Genomic DNA, 18,485 nt, shown 5'->3' on the forward strand with positions numbered 1-18,485 from the left:
ACCGCTCGCGGACCGCTGGAAGCCGGGTCGTCAAGCGCGGCTCGAGCACGGCCTGTGAGATTGGCCCTCCGTCGAAGGGAGGACCATGTCCGACGCAGTCAACCGGGTCGCACTCGTCACCGGGGGAACCAGCGGCATCGGTCTCGCCGTGGTGCGAAAGCTCGCCAGGGACGGGACCCGGGTGTTCCTGTGCGCCCGCGACGAGAGCGCCGTCACCAGGACCGTGAAGGAACTGCAGGCATCGGGACTGGAGGTGGACGGCGTACGGTGCGACGTGCGCAGCACCGAGGAGGTCGACCGGCTGGTCCGTACGGCACGCGACCGCTTCGGACCGGTCGGCATCCTCGTCAACAACGCGGGCCGCGGCGGTGGCGGGGTGACCGCCGAGATCTCCGACGACCTGTGGCTGGATGTCCTGGACACGAACCTCGGTGGAGCTTTCCGGGTCACCCGGGCGGTCCTCGCCCGCGGCGGCATGCTGGAGCACGGATGGGGCCGGATCATCAACGTCGCCTCCACGGGCGGCAAGCAGGGAGTGGCGCTCGGTGCCCCCTACTCCGCCTCCAAGAGCGGTCTGATCGGCTTCACCAAGGCCGTCGCGCTGGAGCTGGCCGGGAAGGGCGTCACCGTCAACGCCGTCTGCCCCGGTTACGTCGAGACGCCCATGGCGCAGGGTGTCCGTCGGCGTTACGCCGCCTTCTGGGGCGTCACCGAGGACGACGTGCTGGAGAAGTTCCAGGCGAAGATTCCCCTCGGCCGCTACTCGACGCCCGACGAGGTGGCCGGGATGGTGCACTACCTGGTCTCCGACACCGCCGACTCGATCACGGCCCAGGCCGTCAACGTCTGCGGTGGCCTCGGCAGCTACTGACCGTCCGCGACACAGCCCAGGAGGGCAGATGACCGAGTCGCCCCTACAGGAGACCGAGCACGAGACACACATCTCCGCCCCGCCGGACGCCGTGTTCGCCGTGCTCGCCGACGCACCGGGCTGGCCTGCGGTGTTCCCGCCCAGTGTGCACGTCGAACAGATCGAGCGCACCGGCTCCGGCGAGCGGATCCGCATCTGGGCCACGGCGAACGGTTCGCTGCGCACTTGGACCTCGCGGCGCGAGTTCGACGAACGGGCCCGCAGGATCCGTTTCCGGCAGGAGGTGTCCGCCCATCCGGTCGCCGCGATGGGCGGCGAATGGACGGTCGAGGAGGCCGGCGACGGCGGCACCCGGGTACGGCTGACGCACGACTTCCGGGCCGTGGACGACGACCCGGAGACGATCGGCTGGATCCACCGGGCCGTGGACCGCAACAGCGAGGCGGAGCTGGCGTCCCTGCGCTCCGCGCTGGAACGGCCCGACGGCACCGCGCCGACGACCTTCGAGGACACCGTCCTCGTCAACGGCCGGGCCGAGGACGTGTACGAGTTCCTCTACCGCAGTGACCTCTGGCCGGAACGGCTCTCGCACGTCGCGCGGATCGCGGTCAAGGAGGAGGAACCGGGGCTCCAGCACATGGAGATGGACACGCTCGCGGCCGACGGCTCGACGCACACCACCGCGTCGGTGCGGGTGTGCTCGCCCGAACGGCGGGTCATCGTCTACAAGCAGCTGCGTACCCCGGCCCTGCTCTCGCTCCACCTCGGGCGCTGGTCGGTCCGTCCCGGCGGTGACGGCGACGGGATCGCCGTCACCTCGGCACACACCGTGTCGGTGATCCGCTCCGCTGTCCCCGGCATCCTCGGCGAACGGGCGACCGAGACGGACGCTGTGGACTTCGTCCGCCGGGCCCTGGGCCGCAACAGCCTGCTGACCCTGGAGGCGGCCAAGAGGTACGCCGAGTCCCGCGCCTGAACACGGTTCCGTACGGCCCGCAGGGCGCCCTCCGGCGAGCGGAGGGCGCCCTGCGGGCGTCACCGGCCGGGGCCGGCCCCGCATCACGTCACCGAGAGACCTCCGTCCACGGCCAGGACCGCCCCGCTGGCGTAGGAGGCACCGGGATCGGCGAGCCGCACCACCCACCACGCGATGTCCTCGGGCCGGCCCACACGGCCGAGCGGGACACGCCGGGCCATCGTCTCCAGGAAGCCGTCGTAGGCATCCTGGGACATCCCCGACCGTGTGCCCGTGCCGGTCTCGATCACCCCGGGGGCGATGCCGACCACGCGTATGCCACGGGGACCGAGCTCCACGGCCCAGGACCGGGTCAGCAGGTCGAGGCCCGCTTTGGTCGCCCCGTAGACGGCGTTCCCCGGCCAGGCGCGCCGGCCGAGCGCCCCCGCCGAGCCGATGTTCACCACCAGACCGGAGGCGGACTCGAGCGGACCGAGCAGGGCCCGGGTGAGCAGGACGGGGGCCACGAGGTTCGTGGCCACCTGTGCCTGCAGCGCGGCCGGGTCCAGCTCGCCGAGGTTCCCGAAGGCGGCGGTGGCGGCGTTGTTCACGAGGACGTCGACGACGCCACCGAGCCGTTCCTGCACCTCGCGGGCGATCGCGTCCGGTGCCGAGGGGTCGGTGATGTCCATGGTCAGCGCATGTGCGGTGGTGTGCCCGTGTACCGTCTCGGCCAGCGGACCGGGGGTCCTGCCCACGACGAGGACGCGGTCGCCCCGGTCGGCGAAGGCGCGGGCGACGGCTCGTCCGATGCCGGAGCCACCACCGGTCACGATCACGGATCGCTCTGTGTTCGTCATGTGGCGAGGCTAGAGAGCCGCGGTGGAAGGCGACTTGAGCGAGGGGAGCCGCTCGGTGTCGCCGGCCCGGTGCTCGGCGGTCAGCCGCTCCAGCACGGGCACGATGTCGTTCGGACTCGGCGTTCCGACCATCTCGGTGCGCACCCTGCGGGCTCCGGCGGCGTAGGACGGGTCGTCGAGCAGGGCGAGGACGCGCTCGCGCAGCAGCTCCGGCGAGACATCACCCGCGTCGACGTACATGCCCGCCCCGCTGCGGGCCAGGCCGTACGCCTTCTCCATGGCGTCCCACATCATGTCGGGCACGATCAACTGCGGTACCGCGTGGACCAGTGCGGTCATGAAGGTGCCGGACCCACCGTGGTGGATGATGCCCGCGCAGGACGGCAGCAGGGCGTTCAGCGGGACGAAGTCCACGGCCCGCACGTTCGGCGGCAGGGCACCCAGTCCTTCGCGCAGTTCGCGCGGGAGGGTGGCGACGACCTCCACGTCCAGACCGTCCACGGCGGCCAGCACGTCGGAGGCCGCGACCGTACCGGCGCCGGCCGCCTCGCCCAAGGACACCCCGAGCGTCAGGCACAGGCGCCGCGGATGGCGGGGCGGTTCGCGCAGCCAGTCCGGGAGCAGGGAGGGCCCGTTGTACGGCACGTAGCGGACCGGCACGTAGGGCAGATCCAGGGGGATGCGCATCGACGTCGGCGTGGGATCGACGGTCCACTGCCCGAGGACGAGCTCCTCGCTCATGTCCGCGGCGCTGCCGCCGCACCGCTCCAGCGTCCAGGTGAGCCACTCGGCCAGCGGATCGTCCCGCAGCTCGGGCGGCTGCCGGTCCAGCAGGGCGCGGAAGGCCTTCCTGTTCCTGCCCATCTGGTCCGGGCCGAACAGCAACCGGGCATGCGCCGCCCCGCTGAGCCGGGCGGCCACCGGACCGGCCAGCGTCAGCGGATCCCAGATCACGAGGTCCGGCCGCCAGTCACGGGCGAGGGCGACGAGGTCGTCGACCATGGGTTCGGGGCAGACGTTCTGGAAGACCATGGCGGTCATCGCGGTGAACATGCCGAGCGCGTGATCCCACGGATACGGGTCGTAGCGGGTGTTGCTCATGGCGAGACCGCCGAGGTTGCGGTCGTCCTCGAAACTGGCGTTGGCCTCGCGGGTCTCCTCCTCGATGTTGAGGTCCTCGCCGATCCTCACGGCGGTGAGGCCGGCCCGGACGATGTCGTCGAGCACGTCGGGCTGGCTGGCCACAAGGACCTCGTGCCCCGCGGTCCGCAGCGCCGACGCCAGGGTGACCTGGGCGTAGACGTGGGAGCGCGCGGCCATGGTCGTGAACAGGACTCGCACGGGCAACTCACCTCCGGGGCGGGGCGGACGGCACGGCCGATCGGATGACGGGCGAGCCCACGGACAGACTGTGCAGACAGGCGACCAGGGTGCGGGCCTGGACGTTGACGTAATGGGAGTGCCGGAGCAGCTCGGCCAGCTGGTGGAGCGTCAGCCAGCGGTAGGCACCGCCGTCCGGGATGTCACGGTCGGCCTCGACGATCATGTAGGTGTTCACGGCGTGGTGGAAGCGCCCGCCCTCCTCCGAGAGTGCTGTCGCGTAGCGCACGCGCTCGGGCGGTGCCTCCAGCACGGCGTCGAGGAAGCGGGGCCTGGCTTCGGCCGGCAGGACGTCCAGACTGCCCGGAGTGCACTGCACGGTGGGCGCGATCTCCACGACGTCGACGTAGCCGGGCTCCACGCGCGCGTGCGCCAGGACGTGCAGGACGCCGTCGATCCGCCGGACGACGAATGCCGCGACGCCCTGGTCCCTGGGCTCGATCATCGGCTGGCTCCACCCGGACACCTCCCGCGAGGCAGCCGTCACGTCGACGGCCATGACCTGCAGGAAGCGTCCGCTCTCGTGGGCGATCACACCGTCGCGCGCGTACCAGTGCGGCAACGCGTTCAAGGCGGCCGGGCGAGTGTGCACGTCGGTGCGGCTGCGCAGGTCGGCGATCCAGCTGACGATGTCCACGGTGCTGTGCAGGCTGCCCGCAGCGGCCGTGCACGACCGTACGACGGACCGGTGGAAGCCGGCTTCGGGACGGCCCGCGCCGCCGTCGGGAGCGCCGGGGTGATCCGTACCCGCGGACCGGGCGTTCCCAGGGCCGTCGGCCGCGGCCGGTTCCGCAGCGGCCAGCGGGTGCGGGCCCCGGCTCGCGAACGGCAGACAGGCGAGCACCGTCCGGGCATCCATGTTCACGAGGTTCTCGACACCCAGCAGCCGGTGCAGCTGACCCAGCGTCAGCCAGTGGAAGTCCGCGCGGAGCGGCACGTCGCCGGTCACCTGGACGACCATGTTGCGGTTGCGCTTGCGGTAGAACCAGGATCCCTGCTCGGACTGGAGCACGTCGGCGATCACCCGCCGTCCGGCGGTGTCACGGAAGTGCTCCAGGTACGGTATGGCCTTGCCGCCGTGCACCCGCGTGTAGTTGCTCCGGGTCGCCTGCACGGTCGGCGAGAGCTGCAGGCCGCCCACGTTGCCGGGCTCGAACTTGGCCTGTACCAGGAAGTGCGGGATCCCGTCGAACTCCTTCACCAGGAAGCCGAGGATGCCGACCTCCGGCTGGTTCAGTATCGGCTGGGACCAATGCGGCACGGGTGCACCCGGGATGCGGACGTCCAGGCCCTCGATGGCGAAGAACTTCCCGGTGCGGTGGGAGATGGTTCCCGTGGCCGCGTCGCGGTCCCACTCCTTGAGGGCGTCGAGCGGGATCCGCTCGGTGCGGTGGACGACCCGGGCCGAGCGGTCGGCGTACCACGCCCAGAAGCGGTCCATGCCGCCCAGACCGTCCCGGGCGAGAACGGACCGGGCGATCCGGGCGGTCAGTGCGGCGTCGTCGTGACGGCGCACCGACAGGGCGGGGAAGTCGCCCATGGTCAGTCCAGCCCGTCCCGGGTGACCACACGGTGCCTGACCCGCCACTCGTCGGCCACCCGCACCAGGATGTCGCTGCACACCGTGCTGCGGCGCAGCACCGGCTCGCCGCCGCGCGGTGTCTCCAGTACCGCCGCGTAGCTGCGGGCCGTGACCTCGTCGCCCTTCCCGGCCACGGTCAGCATGCCGATCCAGTGCCTGCGGGTGATGCCGTCGGCGGCGAACCGGTCAGCCGTGCGCCGGGCCGCCCGCGCGATGTCCGTGGCCCCGCGGACGGCCTCGCCGCCCACCTCGAAGACACCGTCGTCGGCGAACGTACGCGCCCAGTCCTCGGCCCTGCCGTCGTCCAGAAGCTGCATCTGCCGTGCGTAGAACCGCTGTATCTGAAGGTGGACGGCGGGATCGGCCGCATCCGCCGAGTCGGTCGCCGGCCCGCCGGCCGCCGGAAACGTGTCCATGGTTGCCCCCTGGGTCGCTCTGTGGCCTTGGTCGGCCCGGTCCATGGCCCGGCCGGGCGCGCCCGCCGGCCGGGGCCGTGCCCCACCCTGTGCCGTCTGCCTGGAGGGAAGGCGGACAACGACCGGTCCACCACCGCTCCAGCGCGACTGGACGCCCCGCGTCGAGGGTGGTCGCCGCGGTCCCGACGAGACCGCGCAGACGTGCAGCGACGGGTACGGAGGAGAGGAATGGCTGAGCTCAGCCTGACGGAACTGCGGGAGATCATGCGGCAGAGCACGGGCGAGGACGAGGCGCACGACCCGGCGGACGCGGGAGCCATGACGTTCGAGGACCTCGGGTACGACTCCCTGGCCGTCCTGGAGACGGTCAACCGTATCGAGCGGACCTACGGGGTCAAGCTGCCCGAGGAGGAACTGTCCGAGATCAGGACACCGGACGGCCTGCTGGTGTTCGTCAACGAGAGGCTGCGGGCGGCGGCATGACGGCGGCCGCTCCGAGCCACGGACACCCCCGGGACGGGCTGGCGGGCCGCACGGTGCTGGTCACCGGGGCCACGTCCGGTATCGGCCGGGCGGCCGCCCTCGCGATCGCCCGCCAGGGGGCCCACGTCGTGCTCGTCGGCCGTGATGCCGAGCGTCTCCGGACGGTCACGGAGGAGGCCGGGCGGACCGCAAGCCCCGTCCCGGCGGCCTTCCGCACGGACTTCACAGAACTGCGGCAGGTGCGCGGACTGGCGGAACAGCTGCGCGAGCGCTACCCGCGCATCGACGTCCTGGTCAGCAACGCCGGTGCCATGTTCTGGTCGCGCACGACGACCGCGGACGGGTTCGAGGCCACCATCCAGGTCAACCACCTGGCGGGCTTCCTGCTGGCGCGGCTGCTGCGGGACCGGCTTGCGGGCGGGCGGCTGATCCTCACCTCGTCCGACGCGTACACCCAGGGCCGGATCGACCCGGACGACCTCAACGGCGACCGCCACCGTTACAGCGCCGGCCAGGCGTACGGCACGTCCAAGCAGGCCAACATCATGGCCGCCGCCGAGGCCGCCAGGCGCTGGCCGGACGTGCTGGCGGTCAGCCATCATCCGGGAGAGGTCCGCACCCGCATCGGACGGGGCACGATCGCCTCGTCGTACTTCCGGTTCAATCCCTTCCTGCGCTCCGCGGCGAAGGGCGCCGACACCCTCCTGTGGCTGGCGGCCGCACCTGCCGGGGAGCTGACCCCGGGCGGCTACTACACGGATCGGCGGCTGTCCCCGGTCAGCGGCCCGACGGCGGACGCCGGTCTCGCGGCCAGACTCTGGGAGGCCAGCGAGGCCGCCGTGGGCTGCACCACAGGCTGACGGTGACTGTTCGGCCGTGCCCGCACTCCGACTCGACGCGCACACGGACCCCGTGTGCCGCTTCACCGAAAGGACACGATTCGTGACCAGGTTCGCGCCCGGCGCTCCCGCATGGTTCGACCTCGGTTCGCCCGACGTCGCCGCCTCGGCGGACTTCTACAGCGGCCTGTTCGGCTGGACCGCCACCGTGGTGAGCGATCCGGCGGCCGGCGGGTACACGACGTTCAGCCACGACGGGAAACTGGTCGCCGCGGTCGCCCGCCACCAGATCGACACCCCGTACCACCGGCCGTACGGGCCCGGGAACGACCAGCACGGCATGCCGGCCATATGGACCGTGTACTTCGCCACCGATGACGCCGATGCCCTGACCGAGCGGGTCGGGGCGGCGGGCGGTGAGGTCATCATGACCCCGATGGACGTCCTCGGCCTCGGCCGGATGGCGGTCTTCGCCGACCGTGCCGGGGCGGCGTTCGCGGTCTGGCGCAAGGGAGTCATGGAAGGGGCCGAGGTGACCGGCGTCCCCGGCTCCGTCGGCTGGGTCGAGCTGGTGACCGGTGACGTCGACGGCTCCCGGGCCTTCTACCCGGCCACGCTCGGACTGACTCCGGTGGACACGGGCCTGGAGGGGGTGACCGACCCGGTCTGGCACCTCGGGGACGACCCGGTCGCCGGTACCCGCGAGCTGGGCGTCACCGGCGCGGTACGGCCGCACTGGGCCGTGCTGTTCGCGGTGGGCGATTGTGACGCCACGGCCCGGCGCGCCGTGGAGCTGGGCGGCTCCGTGGAGAACGAACCCGCTGACACGCCCAGGGGGCGGCGGGCGGACCTGCTCGACCCGCACGGAGCCGGGTTCTCGGTGATCGAACCGCACGACAGGTCCTCCGCCGCGGCGGCGGGCGGTGCCTCGTGACGTCCGGCGCGCCCCGGGTGGACGCCGAACCGTTCGGCTGCCCCGTGATGGCCATGCGGCGCAAGCCCGAGGTGCACGACACCTTCCGGGAGGCGGGCCCGGTCGTCGAGGTGAGAGCCCCCGCGGGTGGCCCCGCGTGGGTCGTCACCGACGACGCCGTGGCCCGTGAGGTGCTGACCGATCCACGGTTCGTGAAGGACCCCGAGCTCGCCCCCGCGTCCTGGCGGGGAGTGGACGACGGACTCGACCGCCCCGTCCCCGAACTGCGTCCCTACACGCTCATCGCCGTGGACGGCGAGGACCACCGGCGGCTGCGCCGCATCCACGCCCCCGCCTTCAACCCGCGTCGGCTGGCCGAGCGGGCGGACCGGATCGCCGTCATCGCCGGCCGGCTGCTCACCGAGCTCGCCGACGTCTCCGACCGGTCGGGCGAACCGGCCGAGCTGGTCGGCGGGTTCGCCTACCACTTCCCGCTGCTGGTCATCTGCGAGCTGCTCGGGGTGCCGGTCACCGACCCGGTGATGGCACGGGAGGCCGTGAGCGTCCTCAAGGCCCTGGGGCTCGGTGGCCCACAGAGCGACGGGGGTGGCGGCACGGGGGCGGACGGGGAGGTGCCGGACACCTCGGCACTGGAGGGCCTGCTCTCCGAGGCCGTGCGCTCCGCCCGACGGAGCGACACGCAGACCATGACCCGCGTGCTGTACGAACGGGCGACGGCCGAGTTCGGCTCCGTCACCGACGACCAGCTCATCTACATGATCACGGGGCTCATCTTCGCGGGTCACGACACGACCGGTTCCTTCCTGGGCTTCCTGCTCGCGGAGTTCCTGGCGGGTCACCTCGCGCCGGACGCCGACGACGACGCCGTCTCGCGATTCGTGGAGGAGGCGCTGCGTCACCACCCGCCGGTGCCGTACACGTTGTGGCGGTTCGCCGCCACGGAAGTGACCATCGGCGGAGTCAGGCTGCCGCGTGGAGCGCCGGTGCTCGTGGACATCGAGGGCATCAACACCGACGCTCGCCACCACGACGACCCGCACGGCTTCCACCCGGACCGCCCGTCGTACCGGCGGCTCACATTCGGCGACGGCCCGCACTACTGCATCGGTGAGCAACTGGCCCAGCTGGAATCGCGCACGATGATCGGCGTGCTGCGCAACCGGTTCCCCGCGGCACGACTGGCCGTGCCGTACGACGAGTTGCGGTGGAGCCGGCAGGGGGCGCAGACGGCGCGGCTCACCGGGCTGCCCGCCTGGCTGCGCTGACCGGCCGGCCGCCACCGGTCGGGGACCGCCCACCGTGAATGACGCGGTGGGCGGTCGCCGTGTGCGCCGGTGCCGCGGCGGACACGTCCCGTGGGCGCCCACCGTGACTCCCGCATGCCAGGATGTGATGAATTCACCTCAGCCGGTGCCGTACACACTTCTACGGCGCGCATTTCCTTGCGAGGATGTACCAAGCAAACGGGGCCGCCCGAAGCGATCCTTCGGTCGCCGGAGATATTCCACCTGCTGACGCCAATGGAAGGCCACAGAGGGAGCACCGGCAATGCAGATCAATATGTTGGGTCCACTCGTCGCACACAAGAACGGCATATCGGTGACACCGATAGCCCGTAAACCTCGACAGGTGTTCTCGCTCCTTGCGCTGCAGGCGGGCACGGTCGTGAAAGTGCCCGCACTCATCGAAGAGCTCTGGGGAACCCAGCCCCCGGCCAGCGCGCTGACCACGCTGCAGACCTACATCCTCCAGGTGCGCCGGGGCATCACGGTGGCCCTCGGCGCGAGCCACAACGGACCCGCCAAGGACGTGCTGCGCACCTGCTACGGCGGCTATCTGCTCGACGTGAGCCGCACCTGCACCGACGTCCACGCCTTCGAGCGCCTCGCCGAGGAGGGCAAACGGGCCTTCGGGAAGGGAAACCTCGACCTGGCGTCCGCGCGTTACCGCCAGGCCCTCGGCCTGTGGCGCGGCGACGCGCTCGTGGACGTGCATGCCGGCATGCGGATCGGCATGGAGGTGGCGCGCCTGGAGGAGAGCCGGCTCGGTGTCCTGGAGGCCCGTGTGGAGACCGACCTGCGGCTGGGCCGGCACACGAGCCTGCTGCCCGAGCTGTCGGCGCTCACCGCACGCCATCCCATGCACGAGAACCTGTGGGCCCAGTTCATGATCGCCCTGCACCGTTCGGGCCGCACCAGCCAGGCCCTCGAAGCCTTCATCAAGCTGCGCAAGACGCTGGTGAACGAACTCGGCGTCGAACCGTCCGCCCGTCTCCAGCACCTTCAGCACGCAATTCTGCGAGCCGATCCCGGCATCGACCGGATCGGCCCCGAAGTGCCGACGGCCGCTTCCGTCGTAATCGCCTGACCGCGCCCTGAGAAGGAGTCACGTGTCCACCCACGTCTGGCAGTACCTCAACGAATACCGGGAAGAACGCGCCGACATTCTCGACGCGGTCGAGACCGTCTTCGAATCCGGCCGGCTCATTCTTGGAAGCAGTGTCCGCGCTTTCGAGGAGGAATTCGCCGCATACCACGGCCTGTCGTACTGCGCCGGCGTCGACAACGGCACCAACGCGCTGGTTCTCGGTCTCCGTGCGCTCGGGATCGGCCCCGGGGACGAGGTCGTGACCGTTTCCAACACGGCCGCTCCCACCGTGGTCGCCATCGACGCCGTCGGCGCCACACCCGTCTTCGTCGACGTGCGCGAGGAGGACTACCTCATGGACACCGATCAGCTCCGGTCGGTGATCGGCCCGCGTACCCGGTGCCTGCTTCCCGTCCATCTGTACGGACAGAGCGTGGACATGGCCCCCGTGCTCCGGCTCGCCGCCGAGAAGGGCCTGAAGGTGCTGGAGGACTGCGCCCAGGCACACGGTGCACGGCGTCACGGGCGGCTGGTCGGCACCGACGGCCACGCGGCGGCCTTCTCCTTCTACCCGACCAAGGTCCTCGGTGCCTACGGTGACGGTGGCGCCGTGGGCACCCAGGACGCCGACGTCGACCAGCGCCTGCGGCGCCTGCGCTACTACGGGATGGAGGAGCGCTACTACGTCGTGGACACCCCCGGGCACAACAGCAGGCTCGACGAGGTGCAGGCCGAGATCCTGCGCCGGAAGCTGCGCCGCCTCGACGCCTATGTCGAAGGCCGCCGTGCCGTCGCCCGCCGCTACGAGGAGGGACTCGGCGACCTCGACGGCCTGGTGCTGCCCAGGACGGCGGAGGGCAACGACCACGTCTACTACGTGTACGTGGTCCGGCACCCGGAACGGGACCGCATCCTCAAGGCGCTGACCGCCCATGACATCCACCTGAACATCAGCTACCGGTGGCCGGTCCACACCATGAGCGGATTCGCCCACCTCGGTTACGGCCGGGGCGACCTGCCCGTGACCGAGCGGCTGGCCGACCAGATCTTCTCCCTGCCGATGTACCCGTCCCTGCGCGCCGACGAGCAGGAGAAAGTGATCGACGCAGTGCGGGAGACCGTCGGCAGCCTGTGAGTCTCAAGCGGCGGCACCGTGCGCGACCCGCCACATGCTGTGCACCGAGTCCCGCAGGCCGATGCGCGGCGTCCAGTCCAGCAGGCGCCACGCCCGTGTGACGTCCAGCTGTGTCCAGTCGCCGCCCTTGCTCCGCACCGGGAGGTCCCGGCGGTCCGTCCGGTCCTCCGGGAAAGCGGCGGCCTCCAGGAGCCAGCCGACCAGGTCGCCGATCGGCACGGCCTCGCCGCGCCCGACGTTGACGACCAGTCCGCCGGCCGCCGGGGCCTGCCCGGCCCGGACCACCGCCCGCGCCACATCCCGTACGTCGACGTAGTCCCGCCGGGCGTCGGCGACACTCAGCTCCAGCCGCCCGCCGTCCGCCAGCGCGGTCCGCACCCGTGCCATCAGGGCCGCCAGGAAACTCTCCTGCGGGGGGTGGGGACCCGACATGTTCGCCGCGCGCAGGACCACCGCGTCCAGCAGGCCGTCCCGCACGGCGGTCAGGACGGCCGACGAGGTCTCCAGCTTGATGCGCGCGTAGGGTGTGACCGGCTCCGGCACCAGGTCCTCGTGGAGCAGCGTGCCGGCCGGGACCGGGCCGTACTCGTGCACCGAACCCAGGTGCACCAGGCGCGGCCGGTGCGGCACCGACCCGAGAGCCTCGACCAGGCGCCGCACCAGCCGCAGATGCGAGTAGGTCATCTCCTCCTCCGTGTCGCCCCAGCCGCCCGCCGCATTGACCACGACGTCCGCCGGCGGATCGCCCAGCACCGCGGCGATCCGCTCGGGGACGGCGGCCGCGAGGTCCAGGGCGGTGAAGCCGACGCCGGTCAGGTGCGGCGCCGGACGCCGGGCCACGCCGTGCACGTCCCACCCCCGCGCCGCGTACGCCGCGCACACCTGCCGGCCGACACTGCCCGTCGCGCCCAGAACCACGACCCGCATGCCGGCCTCACCCGTCCCCGCGAGTCGTGGCGCGCCCTCCGGCCGACGGCCACAGCGTCGACTCGACCGCCCGGCACGCGGCGTACTCCGGAAGGGCGCCGGCGAGCCGGGCCTGCTCCATGGTGGGCGCGACCCGGTCCCGCTCGGACAGCACCGGCTCCAGGTCGCCGGGCACGGGCAGCCCGAGTGCGGGGTCCAGCACCGACACGGCGAGCTCGTTCGCCGGGACGTACTCCCCGGACAGCATGTACGACATGACGGTGTCGTCCTCCAGAGCCACGAACGCGTGTCCCACCCCGACCGGGAAGTACACCGTCCGGAAGTCCCGGGGCTCCAGCTCGACGGCGTCCCACCGGCCGAAGGTCGGGGAGCCGACCCGCAGGTCGACGACGATGTCCAGCGACCTGCCGCGGGCGCAGTAGACGTACTTGGCCGAGCCCGGCGGTGTGAGCGTGTAATGCACGCCCCGCACCACTCCCCGCCGCGACAGGCTGTGGTTCGTCTGCCGCACCGGGAAGAGGGGGTGGCCGACCGCGGCCGTGAACGCCTCCTCCCGGAACGGTGAGACGAACAGTCCCCGCTCGTCCGGGAACACCTCCGGAGCGAACGTGAACGCTCCCTCCACCATCAGCTCCCGTGCCTTCATCGCCCTCCTCCGGCTCCGAGGGTTCCGCTTCGCCCGGCGCTCATCGCCCGAGCGCCGCTTCGCTCAGATAGTCGACGCCGTCCGTGAAGTTGTAGGGGTGCATGAACCCGCCCGCCCGGACATCGCGGTACATGCGCGCCAGCGGATGCGAGTTGCTGTAGGCGGCACCGCCCACCAGGGTCACACAGTCGTCCACGACACTCACGGCGTGCCGGTTGACCAGCAGCTTGGCGTACTGGAACGACGTCATCATCGCGCGGCCGCGCGCGCCGAGGTCGCCGCCGAGGTCGTCGGAGAGCCGGTCCGTGGTGGCCAGCGCGCTGGCCACCGCCGTGTGCAGCGCGAACAGCCGTGCGTCGATCTCGGCGACGGTGGTCCGCACGGCGGCCGGCGGTGTGCCGCCGCGCCGCCGCAGCTCCTCGACGGCGATCCGGCGGGCGGAGTCGGCGATGCCGACGTAGATGCCCAGCATGGCGATCGAGCTGACCGTCTGCCCCGCGAGCGCCGCATCGTCCCGGACTCCGGGCACCCCGCGCGGCAGCACTCGGTCCTCCGCCACGGGGCAACCGTCGAAGACGATGTCCACGCTGCCCGAGGACCGCATCCCCATCCCGTCCCAGTTGTCCAGCACGGTGAGGCCGGGGCTCGTGCGGGCGATCACGGGCGCGGCCAGACGGACGGGGGCGCCCTCCTCCTCCAGACGGGCCGACACCACGTAGTGGGTGGCGATGCCGGCCATACTGACCAGCGTCTTGCGGCCGTCCAGCCGGTAGGAGCCGCTTCCGGCGCGCGTGAGCACGGTGGTGCCGCGCACATCCTTCACCGCGCCGCACACGACGGCCTCACCGGAACCCATCTGCCGCAGCAGGTCCTCGGCGAACGGTCGCGTCGACGGCGTACCGTGCCGCCACTCGAAGTCCAGTGTCAGGCCCCGGCTGAACTGCATGTGCAGTGCCAGTGCCACCCCCGCGTCCCGGCCGGCGACGTGGGCGAGGGCGAGCGCGACATCGTGCAGTGACCGTACACCGAGCCCTCCGAGCTCCTCCGGGACGGTGGCGCCCAGCACTCCCTCCTTGCGCATCCGGTCGAAGAGATGGACGGGCAGGGTCGCCTCACGGTCGTTCTGCCGGCTCTCCGCCTCCAGGGCCGGCCGGTACCGCCCCATGAGGTCGAGCAGCCGCTGCCCGGCTGCGGTCCTGGGCTCGCGCAGGCCGTAGTCGGCCCGGGAACCGGGGTCGTGCACAGATGCCTCTGTCATGGCTCCTCGATGGGCTGGGGGACAACACCGGGAACCACGATGCCGACCAGTGTTCGAGAGCCGCTGGAGCGAAGGTGCGAGGCACGTGGTCCACCGGTGTTCCGTCGCCGCTCGAGGAGCTGCCGGTGTGCTGTGGTGGCCCGAGAGAGCGGAGGCGACGACCATGCGCATCATCGACATCTCCACCGCGGTGGACGCGTCGGGATGGGAACCGGACCAGGTGCGACACGAGGTGCTCGACCCCCGGGACGGCGCCGTGCACATGAGCGAGGAGATGCGGGGGCACTTCGGCGTGGATCTCGACCCCGACGATCTGCCCGACGGCGAGTTCCTGTCGCTCGACAGGCTCACCCTCACGTCCCACACCGGCACGCACGTGGACGCCCCCTCCCACTACGGCTCGCGGGCTCACTACGGCGACGGCAGGCCGCGGCACATCGACGAACTCCCGCTCGACTGGTTCTACGGGCCCGGGATGCTGCTCGACCTCACCGGCTGCGAGGGACCGACGGCCGGCGTCGAGGACCTGAAGGAGGCGTTCGTCCGGATCGGGCGCGTGCCGGAGCCGGGCACCATCGTGCTGCTCCGCACCGGCGCCTCCGCCTGGGCCGGGACCGAACGGTACTTCACCGACTTCACCGGTCTGGACGGTCCCGCCGTGAACCTGCTCCTCGACCGGGGAGTACGGGTCATCGGCACCGATGCGTTCAGTCTGGACGCGCCCTTCGGCGCCGTCATCCGCCGGTACCTGGAGACGGGGGACCGGTCGGTCCTCTGGCCGGCCCACTTCATCGGCCGCCACCGGGAGTACTGCCAGATCGAGCGGCTGGGGAACCTGGCCGCGCTGCCGGGTGACCACGGCTTCCGTGTCGCGTGCTTCCCGATCAAGATCACCGGCGCGGGTGCCGGGTGGACCCGCGCGGTCGCCTTCGTCGACGAATGACTGTTCCGGGCGGTGCCCACGGCCCGGCGGCTGCCCAGCATCAGGAGGGATCATGGAGCCGAACGAAACGACATGTCGTATCTGCGGTGGCCGAGTACGGGAGTTCTTCGACTTCGGCCGCCAGCCGCTGTCCGACTTCTTTCCGTCGGAGGAGGAACTCGACAAGGAGTTCTTCTTCCGGCTCGCGGTCGGGATGTGCGCCACGTGCACCATGGTCCAGCTGCTGGAGGAGGTGCCCCGGGACCGTATGTTCCGCTACGACTACCCGTACCACTCGTCGGGTTCCGAGCGGATGCGCGAGCATTTCGCCTCCACCGCCCACCGGCTCATCAGCACCGAGCTGACCGGACGGGACCCGTTCTGCGTGGAGATCGGCAGCAACGACGGGGTGATGCTCGGTACGGTACGCGACGCCGGCGTCCGGCACCTGGGCGTGGAGCCCTCCGGCGGCGTCGCGGAGGTGTCCCGGGCCAAGGGCATCCAGGTGCGGACCGCGTTCTTCGAGGAGTCCACCGCCCGGGAGATCGCCGAGGAACACGGACCCGCCGATGTCATCTACGCGGCCAACACCATCTGCCACATCCCCTACCTCGACTCCGTCTTCCGGGGCGTCGACGCGCTGCTCGGCCCGGACGGCGTCTTCGTCTTCGAGGACCCGTACCTGGGCGACATCGTGGAGAAGAACACCTTCGACCAGATCTACGACGAGCACTTCTACCTGTTCACCGCCCGGTCGGTGCACACCACCGCCCGCCGCTTCGGGTTCGAACTGGTCGACGTCGAGCGGCTGCCCGTGCACGGCGGCGAGGTCCGTTACACCATCGCCCGTGCGGGCCGGCGGCGGCCGAGCAAGGAGGTCGGCGAGCTCATCGCGGAGGAGAGCCGCCGCGGGCTCGCCGACCTGACGACACTGGAGAAGTTCGGTGCCGAGGTCAGACGGGTCTGCTGGGACCTCGTGTCTCGCCTGCGCGAACTGCGCGACCTCGGCTTCTACGTGGTCGGGTACGGGGCGACCGCCAAGAGCGCCACCATCCTCAACTACGCCGGGATCGGTACCGACCTGCTGCCGTGCGTCTACGACACCACGCCCGCCAAGATCGGCCGTCGGCTCCCCGGGTCACACATCCCCATCCGCTCGGCGGAGGAGTTCAAGGCTCCCTACCCCGACTACGCGCTGCTCTTCGCCTGGAACCATCTCGACGAGATCCGTGCGCGGGAGGCGGCGTTCACGGAGCAGGGAGGCCGCTGGATCCTCTACGTCCCGGAGTTCCGCATCAGCTGATCACGGTGTCGTCGTCCCCGGGCAGTCGGACGGACAGCGCGTGCCGGAAGACGTTGCCCGGGTCCCAGCGCTCCTTGACCCGCTGGAGCGGCGCGTAGTTGTCCCGGAAGTACAGGCGGTGCCAGGGGACGCCGCTGGTATTGAGCACCGGGTCGGCCAGGTCGGCGTCGGCGTAGTTCACGAAGGCGCCCCCGTAACCACGGTCCGGGTCGGGCACTCCGCCCGCGTCGCCGAAGACCTCCCCGTAGGACGCCCGCACCCACTCCAGGTGGAGGGCGTCCTCCCCTTCGTCGAACCAGAACACCGACCAGTACGTCTTGAGTACCGCGTCCCGGTGGGCCGTGGCCGTGTCCGCCGGGCCGGCCCTGTTGACCTCGCCCCCGTGCGAGAGCAGGTAAACCGTCGCCGCGGGGTTGTGGTACCCGGACACGTCGGTGAGGCGTCTGTGCACCAGCCGGGCCTGCTGTTCGGTCCACCCGGTGCGCAGAAAGGCCGCTTTGGACTTGAACCGGCCCTTGACCCCCGCGAACTCGTCCGGGACGAGGGTCGCCGTCAGCCAGGGCAGCGTCGTCACCGAGACCACCGGGCGCACACCGACGTTCCTCGACACTTCCGCGATGAACCCGTCGGTGAGCTCCTCCGCGTCGGGCCGGGTGGCGTCGACGGCCGTCTCCAGTGTGAGGGGCCCGCCGCCGGCCCGCGGCAGGGCGAGGCTGTTGTCGAGCCGGGCGCCAGGATCGCCGGGAGCCGCGTGCTGCTCGTGCCACGTGCCGAAGTTCCGCACCAGGGCGAGGAACGCGGCTTCGTCGACGTCCTGCCAGTCCCAGCGTGCCGTCTTGCGGAGCACCGCGGCCGGCGGCCTGGGCAGCAGCCGGCCCGGGTCCGCGGGCCGCGACCGGGAGCCGGTGTCCGTGTCCGGGGAGCGGAACAGATAGCGCGTGACCAGACCGAAGCTGCCCCCGCCCCCGCCGGTGTGCGCCCACCAAAGGTCACGGTGGGGGTCGGACGGCTCCCTGGTCGCCCGCACCAGCCGGGCCCGCCCGGTGGAAGCGGGCACCACGACCTCGATCCCGTAGAGGTGGTCGACCGACAACCCGTACCGGCGCGACAGCGCTCCGCCGCCGCCGCCCGCCACATGGCCGCCGACCCCCACGTCGGGGCAGCGGCCGGCCGGGACGGTCACGCCCCACCCGAGGTAGAGGCTTCGGTACATGGTGCCGAGAGTGGCTCCCGAGTCGACGGAGAACGCGTTCAGCTCCTCGTCGTAGGACACCGACCTCATCTCGGACACATCGATCACCGTGGCGACGGCGGGGTCGTCCACCAGGGACTCGAAACAGTGGCCCCCGCTGCGAACCGCCAGCCGCCTGCCGTCGCGCACGCTGTCCTCGACGGCCCGCAAGGCCTGTCCGGCGGAGGCCACCACCTGGATCGTGTCGGGGGCGGGACGGAAACGGGCGTTGATGCCGCGGCCGACCAGGTCGGCGTAGCGGGGATCGTGCCGCTCGACGACAGCCGGCGGACGAACCGACGGGTGCGGTGCCGGGGAACTCTGCGGATACCGGGTCAAGGGAGACGCCCCTTCCTGGTGTCGGCGATCTGTCCCC

At 71.5% G+C, this 18,485-nt stretch carries 18 protein-coding genes; 10 read left to right on the top strand and 8 right to left on the bottom strand.

The genetic code is table 11. From position 1 onward, the window contains the following. Window positions 1-85 precede the first annotated feature (85 nt). Window positions 86-871: a 3-oxoacyl-ACP reductase FabG gene (gene fabG, locus IEZ04_RS07050; RefSeq protein ID WP_189215813.1), complete on the top strand. Its 786-nt coding sequence runs from the start codon at window positions 86-88 to the stop codon at window positions 869-871. A 28-nt stretch (window positions 872-899) separates the two neighbouring features. Next, a complete protein-coding gene (locus IEZ04_RS07055; protein ID WP_189215814.1) occupies window positions 900-1,847 on the top strand; it encodes an aromatase/cyclase in 948 nt (315 codons plus the stop codon). Between the two features lie 83 nt (window positions 1,848-1,930). Here IEZ04_RS07055 and IEZ04_RS07060 read toward each other — a convergent pair whose 3' ends face one another. The 4 genes from IEZ04_RS07060 to IEZ04_RS07075 are packed head-to-tail and all read right to left on the bottom strand — an operon-like array spanning window position 1,931 to window position 6,064. Continuing rightward, the gene (locus tag IEZ04_RS07060; RefSeq protein WP_189215815.1) at window positions 1,931-2,686 is read right to left on the bottom strand and encodes an SDR family NAD(P)-dependent oxidoreductase; all 756 of its coding nucleotides are present in this window, start codon (window positions 2,684-2,686) and stop codon (window positions 1,931-1,933) included. A 9-nt stretch (window positions 2,687-2,695) separates the two neighbouring features. Further along, entirely contained in the window at window positions 2,696-4,027 is a 1,332-nt protein-coding gene (locus IEZ04_RS07065; protein WP_189215816.1) for an activator-dependent family glycosyltransferase, read from the bottom strand. A 7-nt stretch (window positions 4,028-4,034) separates the two neighbouring features. Then, a complete protein-coding gene (locus IEZ04_RS07070) occupies window positions 4,035-5,606 on the bottom strand; it encodes an NDP-hexose 2,3-dehydratase family protein (protein ID WP_229820871.1) in 1,572 nt (523 codons plus the stop codon). Window positions 5,607-5,608: 2 nt separating this feature from the next. Continuing rightward, window positions 5,609-6,064 (bottom strand): nuclear transport factor 2 family protein, encoded by a 456-nt coding sequence (locus IEZ04_RS07075; protein ID WP_189215817.1) that lies wholly within the window; start codon window positions 6,062-6,064, stop codon window positions 5,609-5,611. Between the two features lie 228 nt (window positions 6,065-6,292). Between IEZ04_RS07075 and IEZ04_RS07080 the strand changes: the two genes are divergently transcribed. From IEZ04_RS07080 to IEZ04_RS07105, 6 genes are all read left to right on the top strand, one after another. Next, window positions 6,293-6,547 carry an acyl carrier protein gene (locus IEZ04_RS07080; RefSeq protein WP_189215818.1) on the top strand — a complete coding sequence of 85 codons (255 nt, stop codon included), beginning with the start codon at window positions 6,293-6,295 and terminating at the stop codon, window positions 6,545-6,547. Continuing rightward, a complete protein-coding gene (locus tag IEZ04_RS07085) occupies window positions 6,544-7,407 on the top strand; it encodes an SDR family NAD(P)-dependent oxidoreductase (RefSeq protein WP_189215819.1) in 864 nt (287 codons plus the stop codon). The genes IEZ04_RS07080 and IEZ04_RS07085 overlap by 4 nt, the downstream gene beginning before the upstream one ends. An 82-nt stretch (window positions 7,408-7,489) precedes the next feature. Beyond that, a complete protein-coding gene (locus IEZ04_RS07090) occupies window positions 7,490-8,320 on the top strand; it encodes a VOC family protein (protein ID WP_189215820.1) in 831 nt (276 codons plus the stop codon). Next, complete coding sequence (locus IEZ04_RS07095) at window positions 8,317-9,585, top strand: cytochrome P450 (RefSeq protein ID WP_189215821.1); 1,269 nt, start codon at window positions 8,317-8,319, stop codon at window positions 9,583-9,585. Before IEZ04_RS07090 ends, IEZ04_RS07095 begins: the two co-directional genes overlap by 4 nt. Before the next feature lie 364 nt (window positions 9,586-9,949). After that, window positions 9,950-10,687 carry an AfsR/SARP family transcriptional regulator gene (locus tag IEZ04_RS07100; protein ID WP_308429783.1) on the top strand — a complete coding sequence of 246 codons (738 nt, stop codon included), beginning with the start codon at window positions 9,950-9,952 and terminating at the stop codon, window positions 10,685-10,687. 22 nt (window positions 10,688-10,709) lie between these two features. Then, complete coding sequence (locus tag IEZ04_RS07105) at window positions 10,710-11,822, top strand: DegT/DnrJ/EryC1/StrS family aminotransferase (protein ID WP_189215823.1); 1,113 nt, start codon at window positions 10,710-10,712, stop codon at window positions 11,820-11,822. A 3-nt stretch (window positions 11,823-11,825) separates the two neighbouring features. On the opposite strand, the gene IEZ04_RS07110 is transcribed toward IEZ04_RS07105, so the two are convergent. Genes IEZ04_RS07110 through dnmZ form a run of 3 tightly spaced genes read right to left on the bottom strand, consistent with a single transcriptional unit; the run spans window position 11,826 to window position 14,653 of the window. Beyond that, a complete protein-coding gene (locus tag IEZ04_RS07110; RefSeq protein WP_189215824.1) occupies window positions 11,826-12,749 on the bottom strand; it encodes an NAD-dependent epimerase/dehydratase family protein in 924 nt (307 codons plus the stop codon). Between the two features lie 7 nt (window positions 12,750-12,756). Continuing rightward, a complete protein-coding gene (locus tag IEZ04_RS07115; RefSeq protein ID WP_189215825.1) occupies window positions 12,757-13,395 on the bottom strand; it encodes a dTDP-4-dehydrorhamnose 3,5-epimerase family protein in 639 nt (212 codons plus the stop codon). Window positions 13,396-13,435: 40 nt separating this feature from the next. Beyond that, complete coding sequence (dnmZ, locus tag IEZ04_RS07120) at window positions 13,436-14,653, bottom strand: amino sugar nitrososynthase DnmZ (protein WP_189215826.1); 1,218 nt, start codon at window positions 14,651-14,653, stop codon at window positions 13,436-13,438. Window positions 14,654-14,816: 163 nt separating this feature from the next. Between dnmZ and IEZ04_RS07125 the strand changes: the two genes are divergently transcribed. Next, window positions 14,817-15,596: a cyclase family protein gene (locus tag IEZ04_RS07125; RefSeq protein WP_189216040.1), complete on the top strand. Its 780-nt coding sequence runs from the start codon at window positions 14,817-14,819 to the stop codon at window positions 15,594-15,596. A 52-nt stretch (window positions 15,597-15,648) separates the two neighbouring features. Further along, the gene (locus IEZ04_RS07130; RefSeq protein ID WP_189215827.1) at window positions 15,649-16,878 is read left to right on the top strand and encodes a class I SAM-dependent methyltransferase; all 1,230 of its coding nucleotides are present in this window, start codon (window positions 15,649-15,651) and stop codon (window positions 16,876-16,878) included. Here the strand turns inward: IEZ04_RS07130 and IEZ04_RS07135 are convergent. Further along, entirely contained in the window at window positions 16,871-18,448 is a 1,578-nt protein-coding gene (locus IEZ04_RS07135; RefSeq protein ID WP_189215828.1) for an FAD-binding oxidoreductase, read from the bottom strand. The genes IEZ04_RS07130 and IEZ04_RS07135 overlap by 8 nt on opposite strands. Window positions 18,449-18,485 lie beyond the last annotated feature (37 nt).

Source organism: Streptomyces ruber (genome assembly GCF_014648075.1).
Lineage (GTDB): Bacteria > Actinomycetota > Actinomycetes > Streptomycetales > Streptomycetaceae > Streptomyces > Streptomyces ruber.